Below are 18000 nucleotides of genomic sequence, written 5' to 3' on the forward strand. Positions count from 1 at the left end.
TGACTACGCCCGAGCCAGGACTTCCCGCGCACCGCGCATCACGGCTTCGTCGACGAAGCGGCCATGGTCGTCCACAGTCGGACCGCCGTCGGACAGTTCGTACAGTTCCACCAATCGGCGGGCCGAGGCGATTGTTTCGTCCGACGGCGTCAAGGCAGCGTTGATGATGGAAACCTGGCTCGGGTGCAGTGCTGTTCGGGCGCGGAAGCCCATGTCCACGAAGTGCTGGGTGGTGGTCACGAAGCCGTCGAGGTCCCGGAAGTCTGTCGACGTCGGGGCAACGGGAGCAGCCAGAGATGCTGCAGCGCAACCTATGACGACCTGCATGCGGATGGTGTCGATCACGGCTTCGGTATCCGGGGTGCGCGCGATGCGCAGGTTGGCAAGCAGGTCCACCTCGCCGATCCCGAAGGTGCGAACACGCGCGCATTCGGCCATCGCGGCAATGGAGCGTAAGGCGTCGGCGGTTTCGAGTAGCCCGATCACGGCGAGGGTGTCCAGCGTGCGTGTCGACTCGAGTTCGGTGAGGAGCACGTCCGCGCGGGCCAGCGTGGCGGTCGAGCATTTGGCGATCATGATGCCCGCGACGCCGGACTGGACGGCTGCGTCGAGATCCTCTGCCAAAAATTCGGGAGTGATCCGGACCCAAATCTCGGTATCGGTACACTCGCGCGTCTTCAACCATTCGCTGACGGCTTCTCGTGCACTTGCCTTCTGGGACAGAGGTACCGCATCTTCGAGGTCGATGATGACGGCATCCGTGTCACCGCGGACAGCTTTGTCGAAAAGAGCGGGTTTGATTGCAGGGACATAGAGGAACGAGCGAGGATCTGTGCGAGTCATCGAGTAGCACGAGCTTCCAGGATCTGGGTGATCGACCGAGCCGCGGTGACCACCTGGCGGGCGTGGATGGCATGTTTCTCGTCCGCGGTCGAGGCGTAGCGGAAAGCAGGGCCGGAGGAACTGACCGAGCCCAGAACATGATTGGACGCGTCGAAGAACGGTGCAGCGATGGATGCCGCGCCCGTGTTTCTTTCGTTGATCGATGTCGCGTATCCGATGTCGCGGATCTCGGCGAGACGCTCACGAAAGGACACAGCGTCGACGTCGGGGGTGGTTCCCCGAAGTTCCTCGAGTGCTTCGACGGCGAAGTGGTCCGGCAGGAAGGCCAGGATTGCGCGGCTCGATGCCCCCGAATGCAGCGGGAACTGGGGACCGATCTCGACGACCATCTTCACTTCCTGTGGACTTTCGTACTGATCCAGATAGACGCGCCGGTGGCCGACGAGAACGGACAGTGTCGCCGTCTCACGGGTTTCCGCGCGCAGTGTCCGAAGCACCGGGGCGGCGATCGATCGGACGTCGAGTTGGCTCCATGCCTTCATGCCGAGGCCTATTGCAGCCGGGCCGAGCGAGTACGTCGATTCGCCGGCCATCGGCTGCACGATCGAGCGTGAGGCCAGCGACTGCAGAATCCGATGCACGACGGCTTTGCTCAGGTGCAGGCGTCGGGCGATCTCGGACACTCCGAGCGCGCGGTCGGACTGTGCGAATGCGAGGAGCACATCTGCCACACGATCTGCTGACTCTGTGCCGGTGGATGTTTCGGCCAGTGATGTGGAGCTGGGCGGCGTGACCATTCGGCCATCCTTCCGGATTCGGGGGGAAATTGTGGTTCACCAAGCGAGTCGACTGTAGCGTTCCGCTGAGCGAACCGTATGCGTAACAAGAATTTCATCAAAGATGCTGTTCTATGGCCGTGATGCGTGCCATACTCGGTTTTACGCGAATAGATCACCGATTCCCTGGTGCGCTGAGCGGAACGCTCGACGCAGTGGGAGACGGTTCGACTCGACGCCTCGTGGGCGCGAAAGGCAGACAATGAAGAAGCTTGTAGGCGTGCTGAGCGCCGTCGCGGTAATGGGTGCAGCAGCGTGTGGATCCTCTTCGGGGTCCGACGACGCGGGCTCCATCAAGATCGGCTCCATTCATCCCACCACTGGTGCCCTCGCGGGGGTCGGTGGATTGATGAACGACGGTGCCGCATTGGCGGTTGCCGATATCAACGCCGCCGGTGGAATCTCCTCGCTCGAAGGCCGGCAGTTGGAGCTCGTCTCCGGTGACAGTCAAGGCAAGGCGGAGGTCGGGCAGAGTGAGGCGCAGCGGTTGATCGACGAGGGTGCCGTCGCACTAGTCGGTACCTATCAGAGTGACGTCACGCAGAATGTCGCCTCGGTCGCCGAACGGTCCCGCGTGCCTCTCGTCATCGATGTGGCTGTGGACGACAAGATTCTCGATCAGGGTTACCAGTACTCGTTCCGTATGCAGCCCAACGCATCCAGCATGGGAACCGACGGCGCCAAGGCATTGGCGGCAATCGAACAGCAGACCGGACAATCGATCGACAAGGTGTCCTACCTGCACATCGAAGGATCGTTCGGAGACAGCGTTTTCAACGCATTCGAAGCGGAAGCCGCCAACCAGGGCATCTCCTCGGTGCAGGAAATCACTTATCCCGCAACGAACTTCTCCGACGCAACCACTCAGGTTCGGGAAGCATCCGTCAGCAACCCCGACGTCATCGTCGCCACCGGTTACTACCCGGACGGTCTCCTTATCGCCAAGGCGGTTCAGCAGCTGAACCTGAAGGTCAAGGGCGTCTACGGAATCGCCAACGGCGCCTTCGACGACAGCTCCTTCCCTGCTGCGGCCGGAGCTGCCGGTGAGGGTGTGCTCAGCGCCAACTACCACTTCGACGCGACGAGCGAGCGCACCAACGAGATCCGAGGCCGCTTCCAGCAGCAGTTCGGACGCCCGATGGAGACCGCAGCGATGCTGTCCTACCAGGCCGTCGAGGTCATCGCTGCAGGCCTCGAGGATGGGAAGGACTCCGATCCGGAGGCTTTGCGCGAGGCCATTTCCGGTGTCTCCGTCGAAGATCCACTGCTCGCGTTCGACGGACCCATCGAGTTCGACGAGACCGGTCAGAACAAGAACGCAACGGTCATCGTCATGCAGGTCCGCGATGGTGCAGTAGCGCAGGTCTTCCCCGAAGAATTCGCCACGGACGCAATCGAGTTCCCGGTCGGGGCCGGACAGTGACCGACGCAGCAACTGCGACGGTACCGGTCAAGCGGCGCACGCTGTCGGGGATGAACCCCGCAGTGGGCGTGGCGGCCGTCGTCGTGGTGATCATGGCCGTCATTTATCTGGTGGGCGGCAAAGATCAAGGGCTGGTGACCCAGTCGCTGGTATCAGGACTGCTTCTCGGTGGCGTGTACGCACTGATCTCGGTCGGTCTGACACTGATCTTCGGAGTACTGGGCATCGTGAACTTCGCCCAGGGCGCGATGCTGACGATGGCGATGTACATCGTGTACGCACTGTCCACCGCCGGGCTGCCGGTGTATCTCGCCACCGTCATCGCGGTGCCACTGATGTTCGTGTTCGGCATGATCGTTCAGGCAACTCTGCTGACCAAGCTGACGATCAGCGGTAGCCACGACGGCCCACTGCTGGTCACACTCGGTCTGTCTCTGCTCATCATCAACGTCCTGCTGATGGTCTTCGGGGGAAGGCCGAAATCGGTTCAAGCCCCGATCGACGGCTCGGTTTCGATTCTCGGAGCCGTGGCGTCGTGGCCGCGGGTTCTGGCCTTCATCGGAGCCGCTCTCGTCGCCGTCGCATTGACTGCCGTGCTCAAGCGCACCCCGCTCGGGCTGTCCATTCGCGCAGTGGCGTCGAACTCCGAGGGAGCCAAACTCGTCGGAGTCGACATCGGCCGCGTCTACGCCCTGACCTTCGGCATCGGTGCGGCATGCGTCGCCGTCGCCGGGGGATTGATGACCCCGTTCACCAGTCTCACCCCGTCGGTGGGAGAGCAGTTCACCATCCTCGCGTTCGTCATCGTCGTGCTCGGCGGCCTCGGAAGCGTCGTCGGTGCCGTGATCGGCGGTTTGGTGATCGGCCTGGTGCAGACGGTCGGAGCTCTCTTCCTTCCCGGTACCGGGTCACTCATTCTGGTGTTCGCGGTGTTCATCCTCGTCCTGTTTCTCAAGCCCGAAGGATTGTACGGAGCCCGCCGATGACCGCCACTGTGACAGCACCGACGTCAGTGCCAGAAGATTCTCGTTTGAAAGACACCTGGCTGAAACGGCAGCTCATCGCACTCGTCATCGGATTCGCGGTCGTAGCGGCGCTGCCACTGATTCTCGGTGAGCAAGCCCAGACCGTTGCAGTTCGGACGCTGATCTTCGCCCTCATGGCAGTGGCGTGGAACATCATGAGCGGCTTCGGCGGGATGTTCAGCTTCGGCCACGCCGCGTTCTTCGGTATCGGTGCGTACACCGGGGCCTACCTGCTGGTGGATCACGGAATTTCGCCTTGGATCTCGATGGCGGTCGCCGCGGTGATCTCGGCCTCGGTCGGAACGCTGCTCGCCTATCTGTGTCTGCGCTATCGGCTCGCCGGTTCGTATTTCGCGTTGGCTACCTTCGCCTTTGCGCAGATGTTCCTGTTGCTGGTGCAGAACCTGGAGGTCTTCCACAAGACCGAAGGATTCAATGTGCCGCTCCTGCCTCGTGATTCGTGGTGGATGCTGCAGTTCGAGAAGGGCAGTCCCAACTACATCTGGATCCCGTTGGTGATTCTCGCGCTTGCCGTGCTCGGCACCATCTTCTACGTGCGGTCCCGAGCGGGCCAGTTCGTGCAAGCGGTGCGCGACGACGAGACCGCAGCCGCGTCGCTGGGCATCGATACGATGAAATACCGCCTCATCGCGGTCGCAGCCAGCTGTGCACTTATCGCGGTCGCCGGCGTGTACTACACGCAGTACTACTTCTTCGTCGGTCCGGAACAGGCCTTCGGATCCGCGGTATCGGTGGAAGCCATCGTTCCTGCCGTCATCGGTGGGATCGGCACGATCTGGGGCCCAGTCCTCGGTGCCGCAGTAATCGGGCCGCTGTCCGAGATCATCAACGAACTGCTGCGCAACCCACCGGGATTCCTCGGATTCCTCGATGGCGCTATCGGTCTCGACGTAGCGGTCTACTCGGTGATTTTGATCCTGATCGTCATTTTCCTACCCAAGGGAATCTTCGGCACTATCCGTGAGAGGTGGTTTCGATGAGCTTGCTGAGCATCGAAGGTCTGAGTAAATCCTTCTCTGGAATTCATGCCGTGCGAAACGTCACCCTGGACGTTTCCGAGCACGAATTTCTGGGCATCATCGGTCCCAACGGTGCGGGGAAGACCACACTGTTTTCGCTTCTGTCCGGTGAGCAACTACCCACCGAGGGCCGAATCATTTTCGACGGCAAAGACATCACCGGTTGGCCGGCCAACAAGATCGCACGCAGCGGACTCGTTCGAACCTTCCAGCTCATGCGACCGTTCGAATCCATGTCCGTGCTCGAGAACGTCACCGTTGCAGCGCTGAGTAAGCGTCGCTCGCGCAAGGACGCGCGCCGACACGCACTCGAGGTACTCGATCGAGTGCAGCTCTCGGATCAGGTCGGCGGCAACGTGTCGACCATGTCCACTGCCGGTCTCAAACGGCTGGAGCTGGCACGTGCCCTGGCCATGGAGCCACGTGTCGTGCTGCTCGACGAGGTACTCGCCGGATTGGTACCAGCCGAGCGGGCACCGATGATCGAGTTGCTGCGCACTCTGCACGACGAGGGCCAGACCGTGTTGTTCGTCGAACACATCATGGCGGCCGTCATGGCGCTGTCCGAGCGACTCGTCGTCATGCACGAAGGTGCGGTGTTGACCTCCGGGGATCCACGCACGGTCATCGAGGACAGTCGCGTCGTCGAGGCATATCTCGGTGAGGAGAAGACGGCATGATGCTCGAGATCGACAACTTGCACGCCGGATATCGGCGTCTGGAAATTCTGCATGGACTGGATCTGTCCATCGCCAAGAACGAAATCGTGTCGCTCATCGGCGCGAACGGCGCAGGCAAGACGACGACCTTGCGAGCATTGTCGGGGCTGGTCTCACCGACCGGTGGTCGAATCATGTTGGACGGGGTCCCCATTCACGGGATGCGGGCCGACCGGATCGTCAAGGCGGGCTTGGTCCATGTGGCACAGGACCGTGCACTGTTCGGTGCCCTGCCGGTCTTCGAGAATCTCGAAATGGGTGCTTACACACAGAAGCGCATTACGGTCAAGGAGTCCCTGGACCAGGTATACGACTTGTTCCCCATCCTCGCCGAGCGTCGTGATCAGCTCGCCGCCACCATGTCCGGCGGACAGCAACAGATGCTTGCCATCGGTCGTGCGTTGATGGCGAAGCCCCGGCTTCTCACGCTCGACGAACCATCGGTGGGGTTGGCCCCCAAACTGGCCGCTCAGGTCCTGGACGCAATCGTGCGTATCCGCGATACCGGTGTGACAGTGCTCATCGTCGAACAGAACGCTGCTCAAGCGCTCGACATCTCCGATCGCGCCTACGTGATCGAGAGCGGCTCGATCGTGCTCACAGGCACAGGATCCGAGCTTGCTCACGACGATCGCGTCAAGGCCGCCTACCTCGGAATTTAGGAGTTACGCCTACATGCGCCTCTTGGCATTCACCCCCATCGATGTCGACGACACAGAACTGCGTCGTCGACAGGAACGCTACGATCAGCTCGCACCGGAGACAGTGTCCGTCGAACTACGAAACATCGGCGCAGTCGCACCTTCGGCTCTCGACACCGAGGAAGAGATCCGAGCATCGGAAAAGGTTCTTGCAGAGGCATTTCGGACAGTCGATCCGACCGGATTCGACGGGTTTCTACCAGACTGCGTTCTCGATCCATGTGCGGAAGAAGCAGATTCGTTCACGCGTCCGCTGTACGGATTGTCACGATTGACAGCCTCGTTCTTCCTCTCGCAGGGTCTGCACGTCGGCGCACTGGCTCGAAACGAGGCCATCGCAGCGGAATTGGACCGTCGATTGGCGTCGTACGACATCATTGCCGATCCGACGAAAGTCCTCGGCCTCGATGTTGCCGATATCGCCGACTCGCAGGCCTGGGGCCGCGCGGTGACCGAGCGTGCGGCATCGATGACCTGTGACATCGCCATCAACGCCTGCTCGGCGGTGGAACTGGCTGATCCCCCCGTGCGACCACTGGTCGTCGACCCGACCGCGATTGCGCTCCAACTCTTGGGGCTGCAGTCGAGATGGGTGACGTCGGCATGAGCGAGAACGGACCCGACCTCGTCGTGGCCGGAGCGGGCGGCGGACTCGTCGCGGCGCTTCGGGCCGCCGAACGTGGGCTCGATGTCTTGGTCGTCGAGGCGAGCGAGCACTTCAAGCGCGGCAACAACACCGCGATGTCGACGGCCATGATTCCAGGGGCCGGATCACGCTGGCAGCGTGAGTCCGGGATCGATGATTCGCCTCGACAGTTCGTCGACGACATCTTGCGTAAGACCAACGGTACGGCCGACGAACGCCTTGCTCACACTCTGGCGAATGTCAGCGCGCAACTGGTGGAATGGTTGGCCGATTACCTGCAGATGCCGCTGGAACTTGTTACCGACTTTTCCTATCCGGGTCACTCGCAATTGCGTTGCCACACAGTCGAGGGCCGCCACGGTACCGCCATCGTCGATCATCTGGTCCGCGCAGTCGCCGAGGAGCCGAAGATCGATCTGTTGGTGCCGGCTCGGCTCACCGACGTCACAGTCGATGTCGAAGGCAGAGTCGACGGTGTTGTGATCGTACTTCCCGACGGCAGCACCGAATCGATACCGACGAAGTCTGTGCTGTTGGCTACCAATGGTTACGGTGCCGACCCCGATCTCGTCGCAGACTACGTTCCGGAGATTGCGGCGGCCCGGTATCACGGCAGCGAATATTCGGTAGGCGATGCGCTGAGTATCGGTGCGCGCCTTGGCGCCGAGTCGAAGTTCCTCGATTCCTACCAAGGGCATGCGGCGCTGTCGAAGAAGGCCGGAACACTCGTCGGTTGGGCAACGGTGATGCACGGTGGAGTCGTGCTCGATCTGGAAGGCCGACGGTTCGGTGACGAGACCACCGGCTACTCCGAGTACGCGGCCGCCCTCGCGGCCCGACCACACTCCGAGGGGTGGATCATCATCGATCGCTCGATCTACGAAAAGTGCCTGTCCTTCACCGACTTTCGGCAGACTGTAGAGTCCGGTGCGCTCGTCTGGGCGGACGACGCCGCGGAGCTTGCCGAGGCGACAGGTCTACCCTCGGACGCAGTCGTGGACGAACTCTCCACTCTCGACAGCTTCGCCCGGGGCATACTGGCAGATCCATACGGTCGCACCTCGTTCGAGCACCGGATGGCAGCGCCGTATGCAGCGATCAAGATCGTCCCAGCGTTGTTCCACACCCAAGGTGGACTCGTCGTCGACGAGAATGCTCGGGTGCTGCGGCCGTCGGGCACGGCTATCGACGGGCTGTTCGCGTCGGGCGGTGCGGCGATGGGAATTTCCGGTCACGGTGCCGCTGGTTACCTTGCGGGTAACGGATTGCTACCTGCTCTCGGCCTGGCGTACCTCGCTGCCGGCTACATCTGATTTTCTCCCCATTTCGAAAGGATCCACCAGATGTCTACGTTGATCACCAATGCACGTGTCGTCCGTCCAGGCGCGGATGCCCCCGAAGACGGTGAGCTCCTCGACCTGCTCATCGAAGACGGCAAGTTCACTCGAATCGAGGCCGGGATTTCTGCCGACGCGGCGGACACCGTGATCGATGCTGCAGGCAAGATCGCCTTCCCCGGAGTGGTTGATGCACACCAGCACTGGGGTATCTACAACCCGCTCGGTGAAGATGCCGAAACCGAGTCTCGCGCCTGCGTGCAGGGCGGCGTCACGACGTCGTTGTCCTACATGCGCACCGGGCAGTACTACATGAACACTGGTGGGTCCTATGCGGATGTGTTTCCGAAGGTCCTCGAAGCAACCGAGGGGCGCCCGTACGTCGACTACGCGTACCACCTGGCGCCGATGTCGAAAGAGCACATCGCGGAGATCCCCTCGCTCATCGCCGACCACGGCGTGACGTCGTTCAAAATCTTCATGTTCTACGGCAGCCATGGCTTGCACGGGCGCAGCGTCGATCAGAGCGAGTTCCTGATGACGCCGGAAGGTGAGCGGTACGACCTGGCGCATTTCGAATTCGTCATGCGTGGAATTCAGGCCGCCCGTGAACAGCTGGGCGACAAGGCCGAACACATCTCGCTGTCGCTGCACTGTGAGACCGCCGAGATCATGAGTGCCTACACCAAGATCGTCGAAGAAGAAGGAACCCTGCAGGGCCTCGCCGCCTACAGCGCGTCCCGCCCGCCGCATTCCGAGGGACTTGCGGTCACCATCGCGGCGTTCCTGGCAGACGAGACACAGTTGCCGAACATCAACTTGCTGCACCTGTCCTCGCGTAAGGCAATGACGGCCGCGATGCGGATGGCGAAAGCGTTCCCGCACGTCAACTTCCGTCGTGAGGTCACCATCGGTCACCTACTGGCCGATATCGAGACCGCCTACGGACTCGGCGGTAAGGTCAACCCGCCACTTCGCCCGCGAGACGACGTCGAAGCACTCTGGGAGCACCTGCTCGCCGGTGACATCGACTGGGTCGTCAGCGATCATGCATGCTGCAAGGACGAGAAGAAGTTCGCCGAAGATCGTGGCGACATCTTCGCCGCGAAATCCGGTTTCGGTGGTGCCGAGTACCTGCTCCCCGGTTTGGTCTCCGAAGGCCGCAAGCGTGGACTCAGCTGGCGTCGCATCGCCGAGCTCACTTCGCTCAATCCAGCTTCGCGCTATGGACTTCCGGGTAAGGGCGACATCGCTGTCGGCATGGATGCGGACATCGCACTCGTGGACCCTGATCACACGTGGACCGTGCGTCCGGAAGATTCGGAGTCGACTCAGGAGTACACCCCGTTCGAGGGCTTCGAGCTGGGAGCGAAGGTGACGGACACGTTCGTCCGAGGACAGCGTGTGCTGGCCGACGGTTCGGTATCCGGCAGCCCGGCCGGCCGCTACCTGCATCGCCCGTACAAGTGACCGGCCCACTCGAGGGCATCAAGGTCCTCGACATCTCCACGATTCTCGCCGGGCCCTTGGTGGCGCAGATCCTCGGCGACTTCGGTGCCGAGGTCATCAAGATCGAACATCCGACCCGGCCCGACGGTATGCGCGGGCACGGGTTGGACAAGGACGGTCACCCGCTGTGGTGGACGATGGTGAGCCGAAACAAGCGCACCATGACGTTGAACCTGGGTGAGGAGAAAGGCGCAGAGATCTTTCGCCGTCTCGTCGCTGAGGCCGACGTCGTGGTCGAAAACTTCCGGCCTGGCACCTTGGAGCGCTGGGGTCTCGGCTACGACGTGTTGTCGGCAGACAACCCAGGTTTGATCCTGTTGCGTGTGACAGGCTTCGGCCAGACTGGGCCCTACGCGAAGCGGCCTGCGTTCGGAACACTCGTCGAATCGATGAGCGGATTCGCGCACCTGACCGGTCCTGCCGACGGACCGCCGACGTTGCCTGCTTTCGGCCTCGCCGATTCGCTGGCCGGAATCGCAGGCTCTTCGGCAGTCTCCATGGCATTACTGCATCGAACGAACAACGGTGGTAAAGGCCAGGTCATCGACTTGGACCTGCTGAGTCCGATCATGACTGCGGTGGGGCCGGGGATCATCTACGCCGATCAGCTCGGGATCGATCTCGAGCGCTCGGGCAATAGGTCGAGCAACAATGCACCGCGAAATCTCTACAAGACCTCCGATGGTTTCTGGCTGGCCATCTCCACGAGCGCGAACTCCATCGCCGAGCGGGTGTTGCGGTTGGTCGGTCACGCGGAGGTCATCGACGAACCGTGGTTCGCGACGGGGCGTGAGCGTGCCGCGCATGCCGATCTACTCGACGGATACGTGGGCGGTTGGATCGCAGATCGAACCCGTGACGAAGTCGTCGCCGAGTTCGAAAAGGCCGGTGCTGCGGTGGCTCCGGTGTACAAACCGAGTGAACTACTCGATGATCCCCAGGTGAACGCGATCGAGATCGTGACCACCGTCGAGGACGAGGATCTGGGTCCTGTCCGCATGCAGAACGTCATGTGGCGCATGGGTGACAGTCCCGGCAGCATCCGGCACACCGGGCGCGCGCACGGAGCCGACACCGACGAGGTCCTCGCGGAGTTGGGTTGCAGTGTGGATTCGATCGAGGAACTGCACAGATCCGGCGTCGTCTAACTGTATCGACCGGATACTCGAGCAATAGCAGCGGGCGCAGGCCCAGCAGTCGGCCCATAGTGCGGCGTACGCATTCGAAGGGGCCAGCCGGATTCTGCTGACCCCTTCAGGTTGTGCGTGCGGTTCAGTTGGTGCGAGAAGCCGCTGAGTGAATGGCCTTGGCGAGTTCGAGGGGACGGCTCCACATAGGCCAATGCCCCGTCGGGAGGTCGATGACGTCGAGAAGTTCGAGGTTCGCGACCTCGGCGAACATGGCATGGCCTGCTCGGGCCAACTCGAGCACCTGCGCGCTCGAGATCGAGCAGCACACCAGGGTGGTCTGGACCTTGCGGCGGGCGTCGTTCGTGAGCTCGACCTGTTGACGAAGTACGGGGCCGGGTTCGGGGACGGCCCGGGCCCGAAAACGCTCGAGGACCTCTGCGCTGAGTCCTTCGAGGCTCGCCTGCTGCGCGAGGATGTCGAATGACGGCAGCGGAAGATCCTCCGACTCCTCCGGGAGGTCTGGGGCGTGGACACTTCCCGTTGCTACGGGGCCGGAGTCGACCCACACCACCCGCTGGACAAGCTCAGGGTGTCGGTCGATGACGAGACTGACAGGGGCGTTGGCCCCACTGTGAGCGACGAGAATCGCGGGCTGATTCCCGTGTCGAGCAATGACGTCCAGGATCGCCTCGGCTTGGTCGTCGAGAGTCCTCGCCGCACGCTCCGGATCGTCCCTGTCGAGGCCTGGCAGTGTTATCGCGACTGCATGTGACTGGTCTGTTTTCAGGTGTTCGAGGACTTCGTCCCACGCCCAAGCACCCAGCCAGTGGCCGGCAACAAGGATGATGGTCGGACTGCTGATAGTGGTCGACATGCCACAACTCTCGCAGGCCTGATGGACAGTGGTATGTCACTATTTGTGTCATGAATTGGCCGCGGTCCGATTAGTGAAGCGAGCAGAACGGCTCCATGCTCTGTCAGAGATGTTGCACCGCAGTGGCGCGCGTGGGGTATCCGCCGAACGGTTGGCGAGAGAGTTCGAAGTGTCGGTGCGGACAATCAAGAGAGACCTCGACGCGTTGGAGAACAGCGGCAGGCCTCTATGGTCGCGCCCAGGTCCGGGCGGTGGATACGGATTTGCCAAAGGCGCGTTCTTGCCGCCCGTCAGTCTGTCTCCGGCGCAGGCTGTGGCGCTCATGGCGGCCGTGTCCGCCGCGGCCGATGCCCCCTACTCCGATCTGGCAGCAGCCGGCATCCGAAAGGTCATGGACGTTCTCGATCCCATCACGCGTGCAAGGGCCGACAATTTAGCTCGCCGTGTGTGGGTAGACGCGGGTCCCTCATCGTCACGCTCAACCAAGTCGGCCATGGAAGAGGCGATGGCCGAGCAGCGAGTGCTCCGTATTCGCTACACATCGAGAGACGGCGCCACGACCACCCGCGACGTCGAGCCCGTGCTGTTCGCCTCCACGAACGGCCTGTGGTACTTGATTGGATGGTGCCGCAAGCGCGACGCAATGCGATGGTTTGCTCTCTCGCGCGTCGAGCGGGCCACCGTAACCAAGACGGCCTGCAGCGGCCATACCATCGACGAAGTCGGCGAACCCCCGGCGAACGCCAGACCGGTAACCGGCCGGGGGGAGTGAATCGATCGATCAACCTGTGCGATCGAGACATCTGGACACCTTGCTGGTGATCCCGCCTCGGCGATGGCGGTTGCGGGTGATCGGCCTTGGTCACCTTCAACGGGTGATCTCCGGCGGATCCAGCTGCGCAATACTGAGCCCCTAACACAGGGGTGTCCATGACTGCCACAACGAAGACTGGCTCGGGACTGGTGCTGACGGTGCTCGCATCGAGCCAGTTCTTGATGACTCTGGACAGCTCGGTCATGAACGTGTCGATGGCTACGGTTGCCGAGGATCTCGGCACCACGATAACGGGCATCCAAACCGCGATCACGCTGTACACGCTCGTCATGGCGACGCTGATGATCACCGGCGGAAAGATCGGCACCATCCTGGGAAGGCGAAGAGCTTTCGCACTCGGACTCGTGATCTACGGGGTCGGGACGTTGACCACCGCAGCGGCTCCCAATCTTACGGTGCTGTTGATCGGGTGGGCTTTCCTCGAAGGCGTGGGCGCGGCGCTGATCATGCCGGCGATCGTGGCTTTGGTCGCGGCAAATTTTCCGCCGGAAAAGCGAGCTGCCGCATACGGTTTGGTTGCCGCCGCAGGTGCCATGGCGGTGGCAGCCGGCCCGCTGATCGGTGGTGCGGTCACTACGTTCGCGTCGTGGCGATATGTCTTCGTCGGCGAGGCATTTCTGGTCGTGGCAATCTTGATGGTGTTGCGCCGCATCAATGATGTTCCGCCGGTCCGTGTCCGACTCGATCTCGTCGGCTCCGCATTGTCGGTGGCAAGCTTGGGAATGCTCGTCTTCGGAGTTCTCAGATCGGGGGAGTGGGGGTGGATTCGTCCCACCCCGGGCGGCGCCGAGATAGCAGGACTGTCCCCGGTGATCTGGCTACTGCTGGCAGGCGCGTTGCTCCTGTACGTGTTCATGAGATGGCAGACGCACCTTGCCGAGAGCGGACGGGAGCCGCTGATCGATCCCAAGGTGCTTCGCAACCGGCAACTTTCCGGCGGCCTCACGATGTTCTTCGCGCAGTTCACGGTTCAAGCCGGCGTCTTCTTCACAGTGCCGTTGTTCCTGTCGGTGGTCCTGGAACTGAGCGCACTGCAGACCGGGCTTCGGATCCTTCCACTCTCGGTCGCACTCCTGCTCGCGGCCGCAGGTATTCCCAAACTCTGGCCCCGCGCCAACCCTCGTCGAGTAGTTCGATTGGGTTGGGGGGCGATGATCGTCGGCATTCTCGTACTGGTCACCGGATTGGATCCCGGAGCCAATGCGAGCATCGTGGCGGTCCCGATGGTCCTGCTGGGGCTGGGACTCGGGGCATTGGCCTCGCAACTTGGCGCCATTACCGTCTCCGCCGTGCCGGATTCGCAGAGCGCGGAAGTCGGCGGGTTACAGAACACCGCAACGAACCTCGGAGCATCACTCGGAACCGCACTGATCGGGTCGGTACTCATCGCCACCCTGAGCGCGGCGATCGTTGCCGGCGTGCAGCTGAACCCCGACGTTCCGGACTCGGTGAAAGCGCAGGCGAGCACCGAACTCGCGAGCGGCGTTCCATTTCTTTCGGACACGCAGCTCGAGGCAGCACTGGCCGGCGCAGCGGTCCCGCAGTCGAGTGCCGCGCAGATCGTCGACGTCAATTCCGATGCTCGCCTCGAGGCCCTGCGTGTGGCCCTTTCCATTGCCGCATTGATCGGCGTATGCGCCCTGTTCTTCACCGGTAGGGTCCCGCGAGAGGCGCCTTCCACTTCGGTGACCGCAGATCCGTGAGTGGACCTGGCAAGAGCGTCGGGGTTATTTGTCGCCGGTGAGCACCGCTGCAATCGCCTCGACCTGATCGGCGATACGTGGGCCCCATCGGCTCGAGAGGTCCTCGTCCATCGCGTAGATCCGTCCATCCCGCACAGCCTGCATCGAACTCCACCCAGGCCGCGCGGCAACCAATTCTGCGGTGACGCCGCAGCACTGCGAATCCGCCAGAAAGATGATGTCGGGATCGTCCGTCACCACCGACTCGGCGGCGAGTTGCGGGTAGTTGCTTCCCGCGCCGTCGGCGATGCTCGTGAGACCGAACAGTCCGTAAAGTTGGCCGACGAAACTCTGGCTCGTCACGGTGTACAGCTCGGCGTCGAGTTCGTGAAAATAGGTGAGCTCGCCTGCGGGGACACTGGCGACCGCGTCCTCGATGCGGGTCCGAGTCTGCTCGACCACCGAGTCGGCTTCGGCTTCACGACCGGTGGCGTCACCGACTCGCTCGATCTGGGCGTAGGCGTCGTCGATGCTCGTTGCGGCAGGCAGCAGCAGCGTCGGAATCTGTGCCGTTACGAGGCCGGAGACCAACCCGCCGATATCGTCCGAGGCGATGACGAGGTCTGGTTCGTATCCCACGATCGCTTCGAGACTGGGGGTGTAGGCCGACAAGTCGGTCTTCGGCGCATCGGTCGGATAGTCCGACTGGCTGTCGACGGCAACCACCTGATCGCCCGCACCTATGGCGAACAACGTCTCGGTGGCAGTCGGACTGAGAGACACGATCGACTTCGGGCGCGACTCGATGGTGATGTCGACTCCGGAATCGGCGGGACCGGAAACCACAGTCTTGGGAAACGAGCCGTCGGCCGATGACGTCGACGAATCCTGTGCCGATATGTCTGGCGGGTCGTCAGCTGACCCACTGCATCCGCCCACCACCAGGGCGAGTACTGCCGTGCCGAGTATGGCCTTGAACGATCGCCGCATGTGCACGAAAAATTGACCTCCAGCTCGTCGGACGAAATGAATTAACGCCCGAGACTACGAGCCAAGTATGTCCCGGTGTGCGTCTCGGTCTGCACCAGGTCTGCCACAGTTCCGGTGAAGGTGATCAGCCCACCATTGTGGCCACCATCCGGGCCGAGATCGATGACCCAGTCCGCAGCAGCGACGACGTCGAGGTTGTGTTCGATGACGATGACAGTGCGTCCCTCGTCGACCATGCCGGACAGCAGTTCGATCAGGTTGGCGACATCCGACGGATGCAAGCCCGTCGTCGGTTCGTCCAACACCAGAATCGGTGACGACCCGACGAGTTCTGCCGCCAGTTTGAGGCGCTGGCGTTCGCCACCGGACAACGACGACAGGTTCTGTCCAAGCGAAAGATAGCCGAGGCCGACGTCCATGCATCGACGAAGAATGTCGCGAATCTTCTTGACGTCGAAGAAGTCCTGAGCGTCCTCGACGGACATCTCGAAGATGTCGGCGATGCTGACGCCGTCGACGCTGTGCCGGATGGCTCCGGGGCGGAAGCGTCTGCCCTGACACGTTTCACACGTGCTCGAAACCGGATCGGTGAATCCGAGGTCGGTGAAGATGACGCCGCTTCCTTGACAATCGGAGCACGCGCCATCGGAGTTGGGGGAGAACAACGACGCCGGTTGGCCGGTCTTCTTGGCGAAGTACGCGCGAATGGGATCGAGCAGACCCGTGTACGTGGCAGGCGAGGATCTTCTGGACCCGCGAATCGGTGCCTGGTCGATGATGACGGCATCGGGTGCAACCTCGCGAAGATGCCCGTGAACGAGACTCGACTTGCCGGAGCCGGCGACGCCGGTGACGACCGTCATGACGCCCAGGGGTATCTCGACGCTGACGTTCTGAAGATTGTGGGTGTTCGCTCCACTGATATGCAGGTACCCGGTCGGAGTCCTGGGTGTGCGGACCGTGGCATTCTCGCGTCGCAGGGCGACGCCCGTACGTGTATCGGCCTCGGTGAGCTCTTCGTACGTGCCCTCGAATACGACCGTTCCGCCGGCTTTACCTGCACCGGGACCGATTTCGACGATGCGATCTGCAATCGACATGACCTCGGGATCGTGTTCGACCACCAAGACGGTGTTTCCCTTGTCTCGCAATGCAAGCAGCATCTCGTCCAGCCGGTGCACGTCGCGTGGATGCAACCCCGTGGTGGGCTCGTCGAAGACGTAGAGCATGTCGTTGAGCGTGGCGCCGAGATGCCGGACCATCTTGATGCGCTGCGATTCGCCCCCGGAGAGTGACGCCGTGGCGCGATCGAGGCTGAGATAACCGAGACCTAGGTCGACGAGTCTGCGCAGTTGAGTCACGATCTCCATGCGCGGACCGTCGAGATCTTTCAGCCTCCACGTGTCGATGCGGTCCGCGAGATCGGAGACCTGCATGGCAAACGCGTCGGGAAGGGAGAGGCCTTCCAATGTCGCATTGCGGATGGTCTCGTTGTATCGAGTGCCGCCGCAGTCCGTGCAAGTTCCGCGAGTGACGATGCGATCGTAGGCGAGCTTCGCTTTGCCCTTGAGCGCGTCGGCATCCTTGGACAGATAGCTGCGCCGAAACCGAGAGAGGATCCCCTCGTAGCTCTTCATCACGGCATCGGGGTTGAGCACGTCGATCTCACCTGGTTTGGCGTCGAAGAAGATGTGGCGTTCGCGGGCGGAGTATTGCTCCACGGGCACATCGAGATCGAACAATCCGGAATCTGCGAAAACTCGGTACGGCCATTTGCCGGGTTCGAAATCCGGATGTTTGAAAGGTCCCTCGCGCAGTGACTTCGACACGTCGACGAGTTCGTCGCGATCGACGACCTTGGCCTCGCCGAGCCCGTCGCATTCCTGGCACATACCCGCAGGGTCGTTGAAGGAGAAGGCGTTGGCGTACCCGATGGACGGCGTGACTCCCCGCGACCACAGCATGCGTAGCCAGTCCCCGATGTCGGTGATCGTGCCGACCGTGGACCGGGGCCCACCGAAGAGTCGCTTCTGGTCGACGACGATGACCGCAGAGAGATTGGCGATGAGGTCCGCGTCGGGCCGTCCGTAGGACGGGAGAAATGTTTGAGCGAAAGCCGTGAACGTCGAGTTGATCTGCCGCTGCGCTTCGGCGGCGATGGTGTCGAACACGAGGGAGGACTTGCCCGATCCGGAAACTCCCGCGAATACGACGAGCTTTCGCTTCGGAAGGTCCAGATCGACCTCGCGGAGATTGTTCTCGCGTGCTCCGCGCACAAGGATGGTGGACAGTGGGTCGGCCGAGGTTGTGATGGGAGTGTCACCTTTCACGGAGCCGGATGGTCTCGCACTCGAAGCGTGCAGCTCGCCATCCTACCGTACACTGTACGGTGACGCTAGTAGTGACGCGT

At 62.2% G+C, this 18000-nt stretch carries 16 protein-coding genes; 11 read left to right on the forward strand and 5 right to left on the reverse strand.

Going from position 1 to position 18000, the window contains the following annotated elements; translation table 11 throughout:
* Positions 1–3 precede the first annotated feature (3 nt).
* Positions 4–843 carry an HpcH/HpaI aldolase/citrate lyase family protein gene (locus tag O1W68_RS19410; RefSeq protein WP_269306358.1) on the reverse strand — a complete coding sequence of 280 codons (840 nt, stop codon included), beginning with the start codon at positions 841–843 and terminating at the stop codon, positions 4–6.
* Positions 840–1640 (reverse strand): IclR family transcriptional regulator, encoded by an 801-nt coding sequence (locus O1W68_RS19415; RefSeq protein WP_269306360.1) that lies wholly within the window; start codon positions 1638–1640, stop codon positions 840–842. Before O1W68_RS19415 ends, O1W68_RS19410 begins: the two co-directional genes overlap by 4 nt.
* Before the next feature lie 241 nt (positions 1641–1881).
* Between O1W68_RS19415 and O1W68_RS19420 the strand changes: the two genes are divergently transcribed.
* From O1W68_RS19420 to O1W68_RS19460, 9 genes are read left to right on the forward strand one after another with little or no spacing between them, the layout of a single operon-like run.
* Positions 1882–3102: an ABC transporter substrate-binding protein gene (locus O1W68_RS19420; RefSeq protein ID WP_269306362.1), complete on the forward strand. Its 1221-nt coding sequence runs from the start codon at positions 1882–1884 to the stop codon at positions 3100–3102.
* On the forward strand, positions 3099–4088 hold the full coding sequence (locus O1W68_RS19425; protein WP_269306364.1) for a branched-chain amino acid ABC transporter permease: 990 nt from the start codon (positions 3099–3101) through the stop codon (positions 4086–4088). The genes O1W68_RS19420 and O1W68_RS19425 overlap by 4 nt, the downstream gene beginning before the upstream one ends.
* Positions 4085–5128 (forward strand): branched-chain amino acid ABC transporter permease, encoded by a 1044-nt coding sequence (locus O1W68_RS19430; protein ID WP_269306365.1) that lies wholly within the window; start codon positions 4085–4087, stop codon positions 5126–5128. The genes O1W68_RS19425 and O1W68_RS19430 overlap by 4 nt, the downstream gene beginning before the upstream one ends.
* Complete coding sequence (locus tag O1W68_RS19435; protein ID WP_269306367.1) at positions 5125–5847, forward strand: ABC transporter ATP-binding protein; 723 nt, start codon at positions 5125–5127, stop codon at positions 5845–5847. Before O1W68_RS19430 ends, O1W68_RS19435 begins: the two co-directional genes overlap by 4 nt.
* The gene (locus tag O1W68_RS19440) at positions 5844–6548 is read left to right on the forward strand and encodes an ABC transporter ATP-binding protein (RefSeq protein ID WP_269306369.1); all 705 of its coding nucleotides are present in this window, start codon (positions 5844–5846) and stop codon (positions 6546–6548) included. Before O1W68_RS19435 ends, O1W68_RS19440 begins: the two co-directional genes overlap by 4 nt.
* 13 nt (positions 6549–6561) lie before the next feature.
* The gene (locus O1W68_RS19445) at positions 6562–7194 is read left to right on the forward strand and encodes a hydantoin racemase (RefSeq protein ID WP_269306370.1); all 633 of its coding nucleotides are present in this window, start codon (positions 6562–6564) and stop codon (positions 7192–7194) included.
* Positions 7191–8546 (forward strand): FAD-dependent oxidoreductase, encoded by a 1356-nt coding sequence (locus O1W68_RS19450; RefSeq protein WP_269306372.1) that lies wholly within the window; start codon positions 7191–7193, stop codon positions 8544–8546. The genes O1W68_RS19445 and O1W68_RS19450 overlap by 4 nt, the downstream gene beginning before the upstream one ends.
* 30 nt (positions 8547–8576) lie before the next feature.
* Positions 8577–10040 carry a dihydroorotase gene (locus tag O1W68_RS19455; protein ID WP_269306374.1) on the forward strand — a complete coding sequence of 488 codons (1464 nt, stop codon included), beginning with the start codon at positions 8577–8579 and terminating at the stop codon, positions 10038–10040.
* Positions 10037–11227, forward strand: a complete 1191-nt coding sequence (locus O1W68_RS19460) for a CaiB/BaiF CoA transferase family protein (protein WP_269306377.1) — start codon at positions 10037–10039, stop codon at positions 11225–11227. The genes O1W68_RS19455 and O1W68_RS19460 overlap by 4 nt, the downstream gene beginning before the upstream one ends.
* A gap of 124 nt (positions 11228–11351) precedes the next feature.
* On the opposite strand, the gene O1W68_RS19465 is transcribed toward O1W68_RS19460, so the two are convergent.
* On the reverse strand, positions 11352–12083 hold the full coding sequence (locus tag O1W68_RS19465) for an alpha/beta fold hydrolase (RefSeq protein WP_269306379.1): 732 nt from the start codon (positions 12081–12083) through the stop codon (positions 11352–11354).
* A gap of 73 nt (positions 12084–12156) precedes the next feature.
* On the opposite strand from O1W68_RS19465, the gene O1W68_RS19470 reads away from it, so the two are divergent.
* The gene (locus O1W68_RS19470) at positions 12157–12855 is read left to right on the forward strand and encodes a helix-turn-helix transcriptional regulator (protein ID WP_269306381.1); all 699 of its coding nucleotides are present in this window, start codon (positions 12157–12159) and stop codon (positions 12853–12855) included.
* A gap of 158 nt (positions 12856–13013) precedes the next feature.
* The gene (locus tag O1W68_RS19475) at positions 13014–14621 is read left to right on the forward strand and encodes an MFS transporter (RefSeq protein WP_269306383.1); all 1608 of its coding nucleotides are present in this window, start codon (positions 13014–13016) and stop codon (positions 14619–14621) included.
* Between the two features lie 24 nt (positions 14622–14645).
* On the opposite strand, the gene O1W68_RS19480 is transcribed toward O1W68_RS19475, so the two are convergent.
* Positions 14646–15590 (reverse strand): ABC transporter substrate-binding protein, encoded by a 945-nt coding sequence (locus O1W68_RS19480; RefSeq protein WP_269306482.1) that lies wholly within the window; start codon positions 15588–15590, stop codon positions 14646–14648.
* Between the two features lie 41 nt (positions 15591–15631).
* Positions 15632–17920, reverse strand: a complete 2289-nt coding sequence (locus O1W68_RS19485; protein ID WP_269306384.1) for an excinuclease ABC subunit UvrA — start codon at positions 17918–17920, stop codon at positions 15632–15634.
* Positions 17921–18000 lie beyond the last annotated feature (80 nt).

It is taken from the genome of Rhodococcus sp. H36-A4, assembly GCF_027158005.1.
Lineage (GTDB): Bacteria > Actinomycetota > Actinomycetes > Mycobacteriales > Mycobacteriaceae > Rhodococcoides.

Bases quoted from the DNA above. Each gene is read 5' to 3' on its own strand.
- O1W68_RS19410 (WP_269306358.1), bottom strand. From the start codon at position 843: ATGACTCGCACAGATCCTCGCTCGTTCCTCTATGTCCCTGCAATCAAA.
- O1W68_RS19415 (WP_269306360.1), bottom strand. From the start codon at position 1,640: ATGGTCACGCCGCCCAGCTCCACATCACTGGCCGAAACATCCACCGGC.
- O1W68_RS19420 (WP_269306362.1), top strand. From the start codon at position 1,882: ATGAAGAAGCTTGTAGGCGTGCTGAGCGCCGTCGCGGTAATGGGTGCA.
- O1W68_RS19430 (WP_269306365.1), top strand. From the start codon at position 4,085: ATGACCGCCACTGTGACAGCACCGACGTCAGTGCCAGAAGATTCTCGT.
- O1W68_RS19435 (WP_269306367.1), top strand. From the start codon at position 5,125: ATGAGCTTGCTGAGCATCGAAGGTCTGAGTAAATCCTTCTCTGGAATT.
- O1W68_RS19440 (WP_269306369.1), top strand. From the start codon at position 5,844: ATGATGCTCGAGATCGACAACTTGCACGCCGGATATCGGCGTCTGGAA.
- O1W68_RS19445 (WP_269306370.1), top strand. From the start codon at position 6,562: ATGCGCCTCTTGGCATTCACCCCCATCGATGTCGACGACACAGAACTG.
- O1W68_RS19450 (WP_269306372.1), top strand. From the start codon at position 7,191: ATGAGCGAGAACGGACCCGACCTCGTCGTGGCCGGAGCGGGCGGCGGA.
- O1W68_RS19455 (WP_269306374.1), top strand. From the start codon at position 8,577: ATGTCTACGTTGATCACCAATGCACGTGTCGTCCGTCCAGGCGCGGAT.
- O1W68_RS19465 (WP_269306379.1), bottom strand. From the start codon at position 12,083: ATGTCGACCACTATCAGCAGTCCGACCATCATCCTTGTTGCCGGCCAC.
- O1W68_RS19475 (WP_269306383.1), top strand. From the start codon at position 13,014: ATGACTGCCACAACGAAGACTGGCTCGGGACTGGTGCTGACGGTGCTC.
- O1W68_RS19480 (WP_269306482.1), bottom strand. From the start codon at position 15,590: ATGCGGCGATCGTTCAAGGCCATACTCGGCACGGCAGTACTCGCCCTG.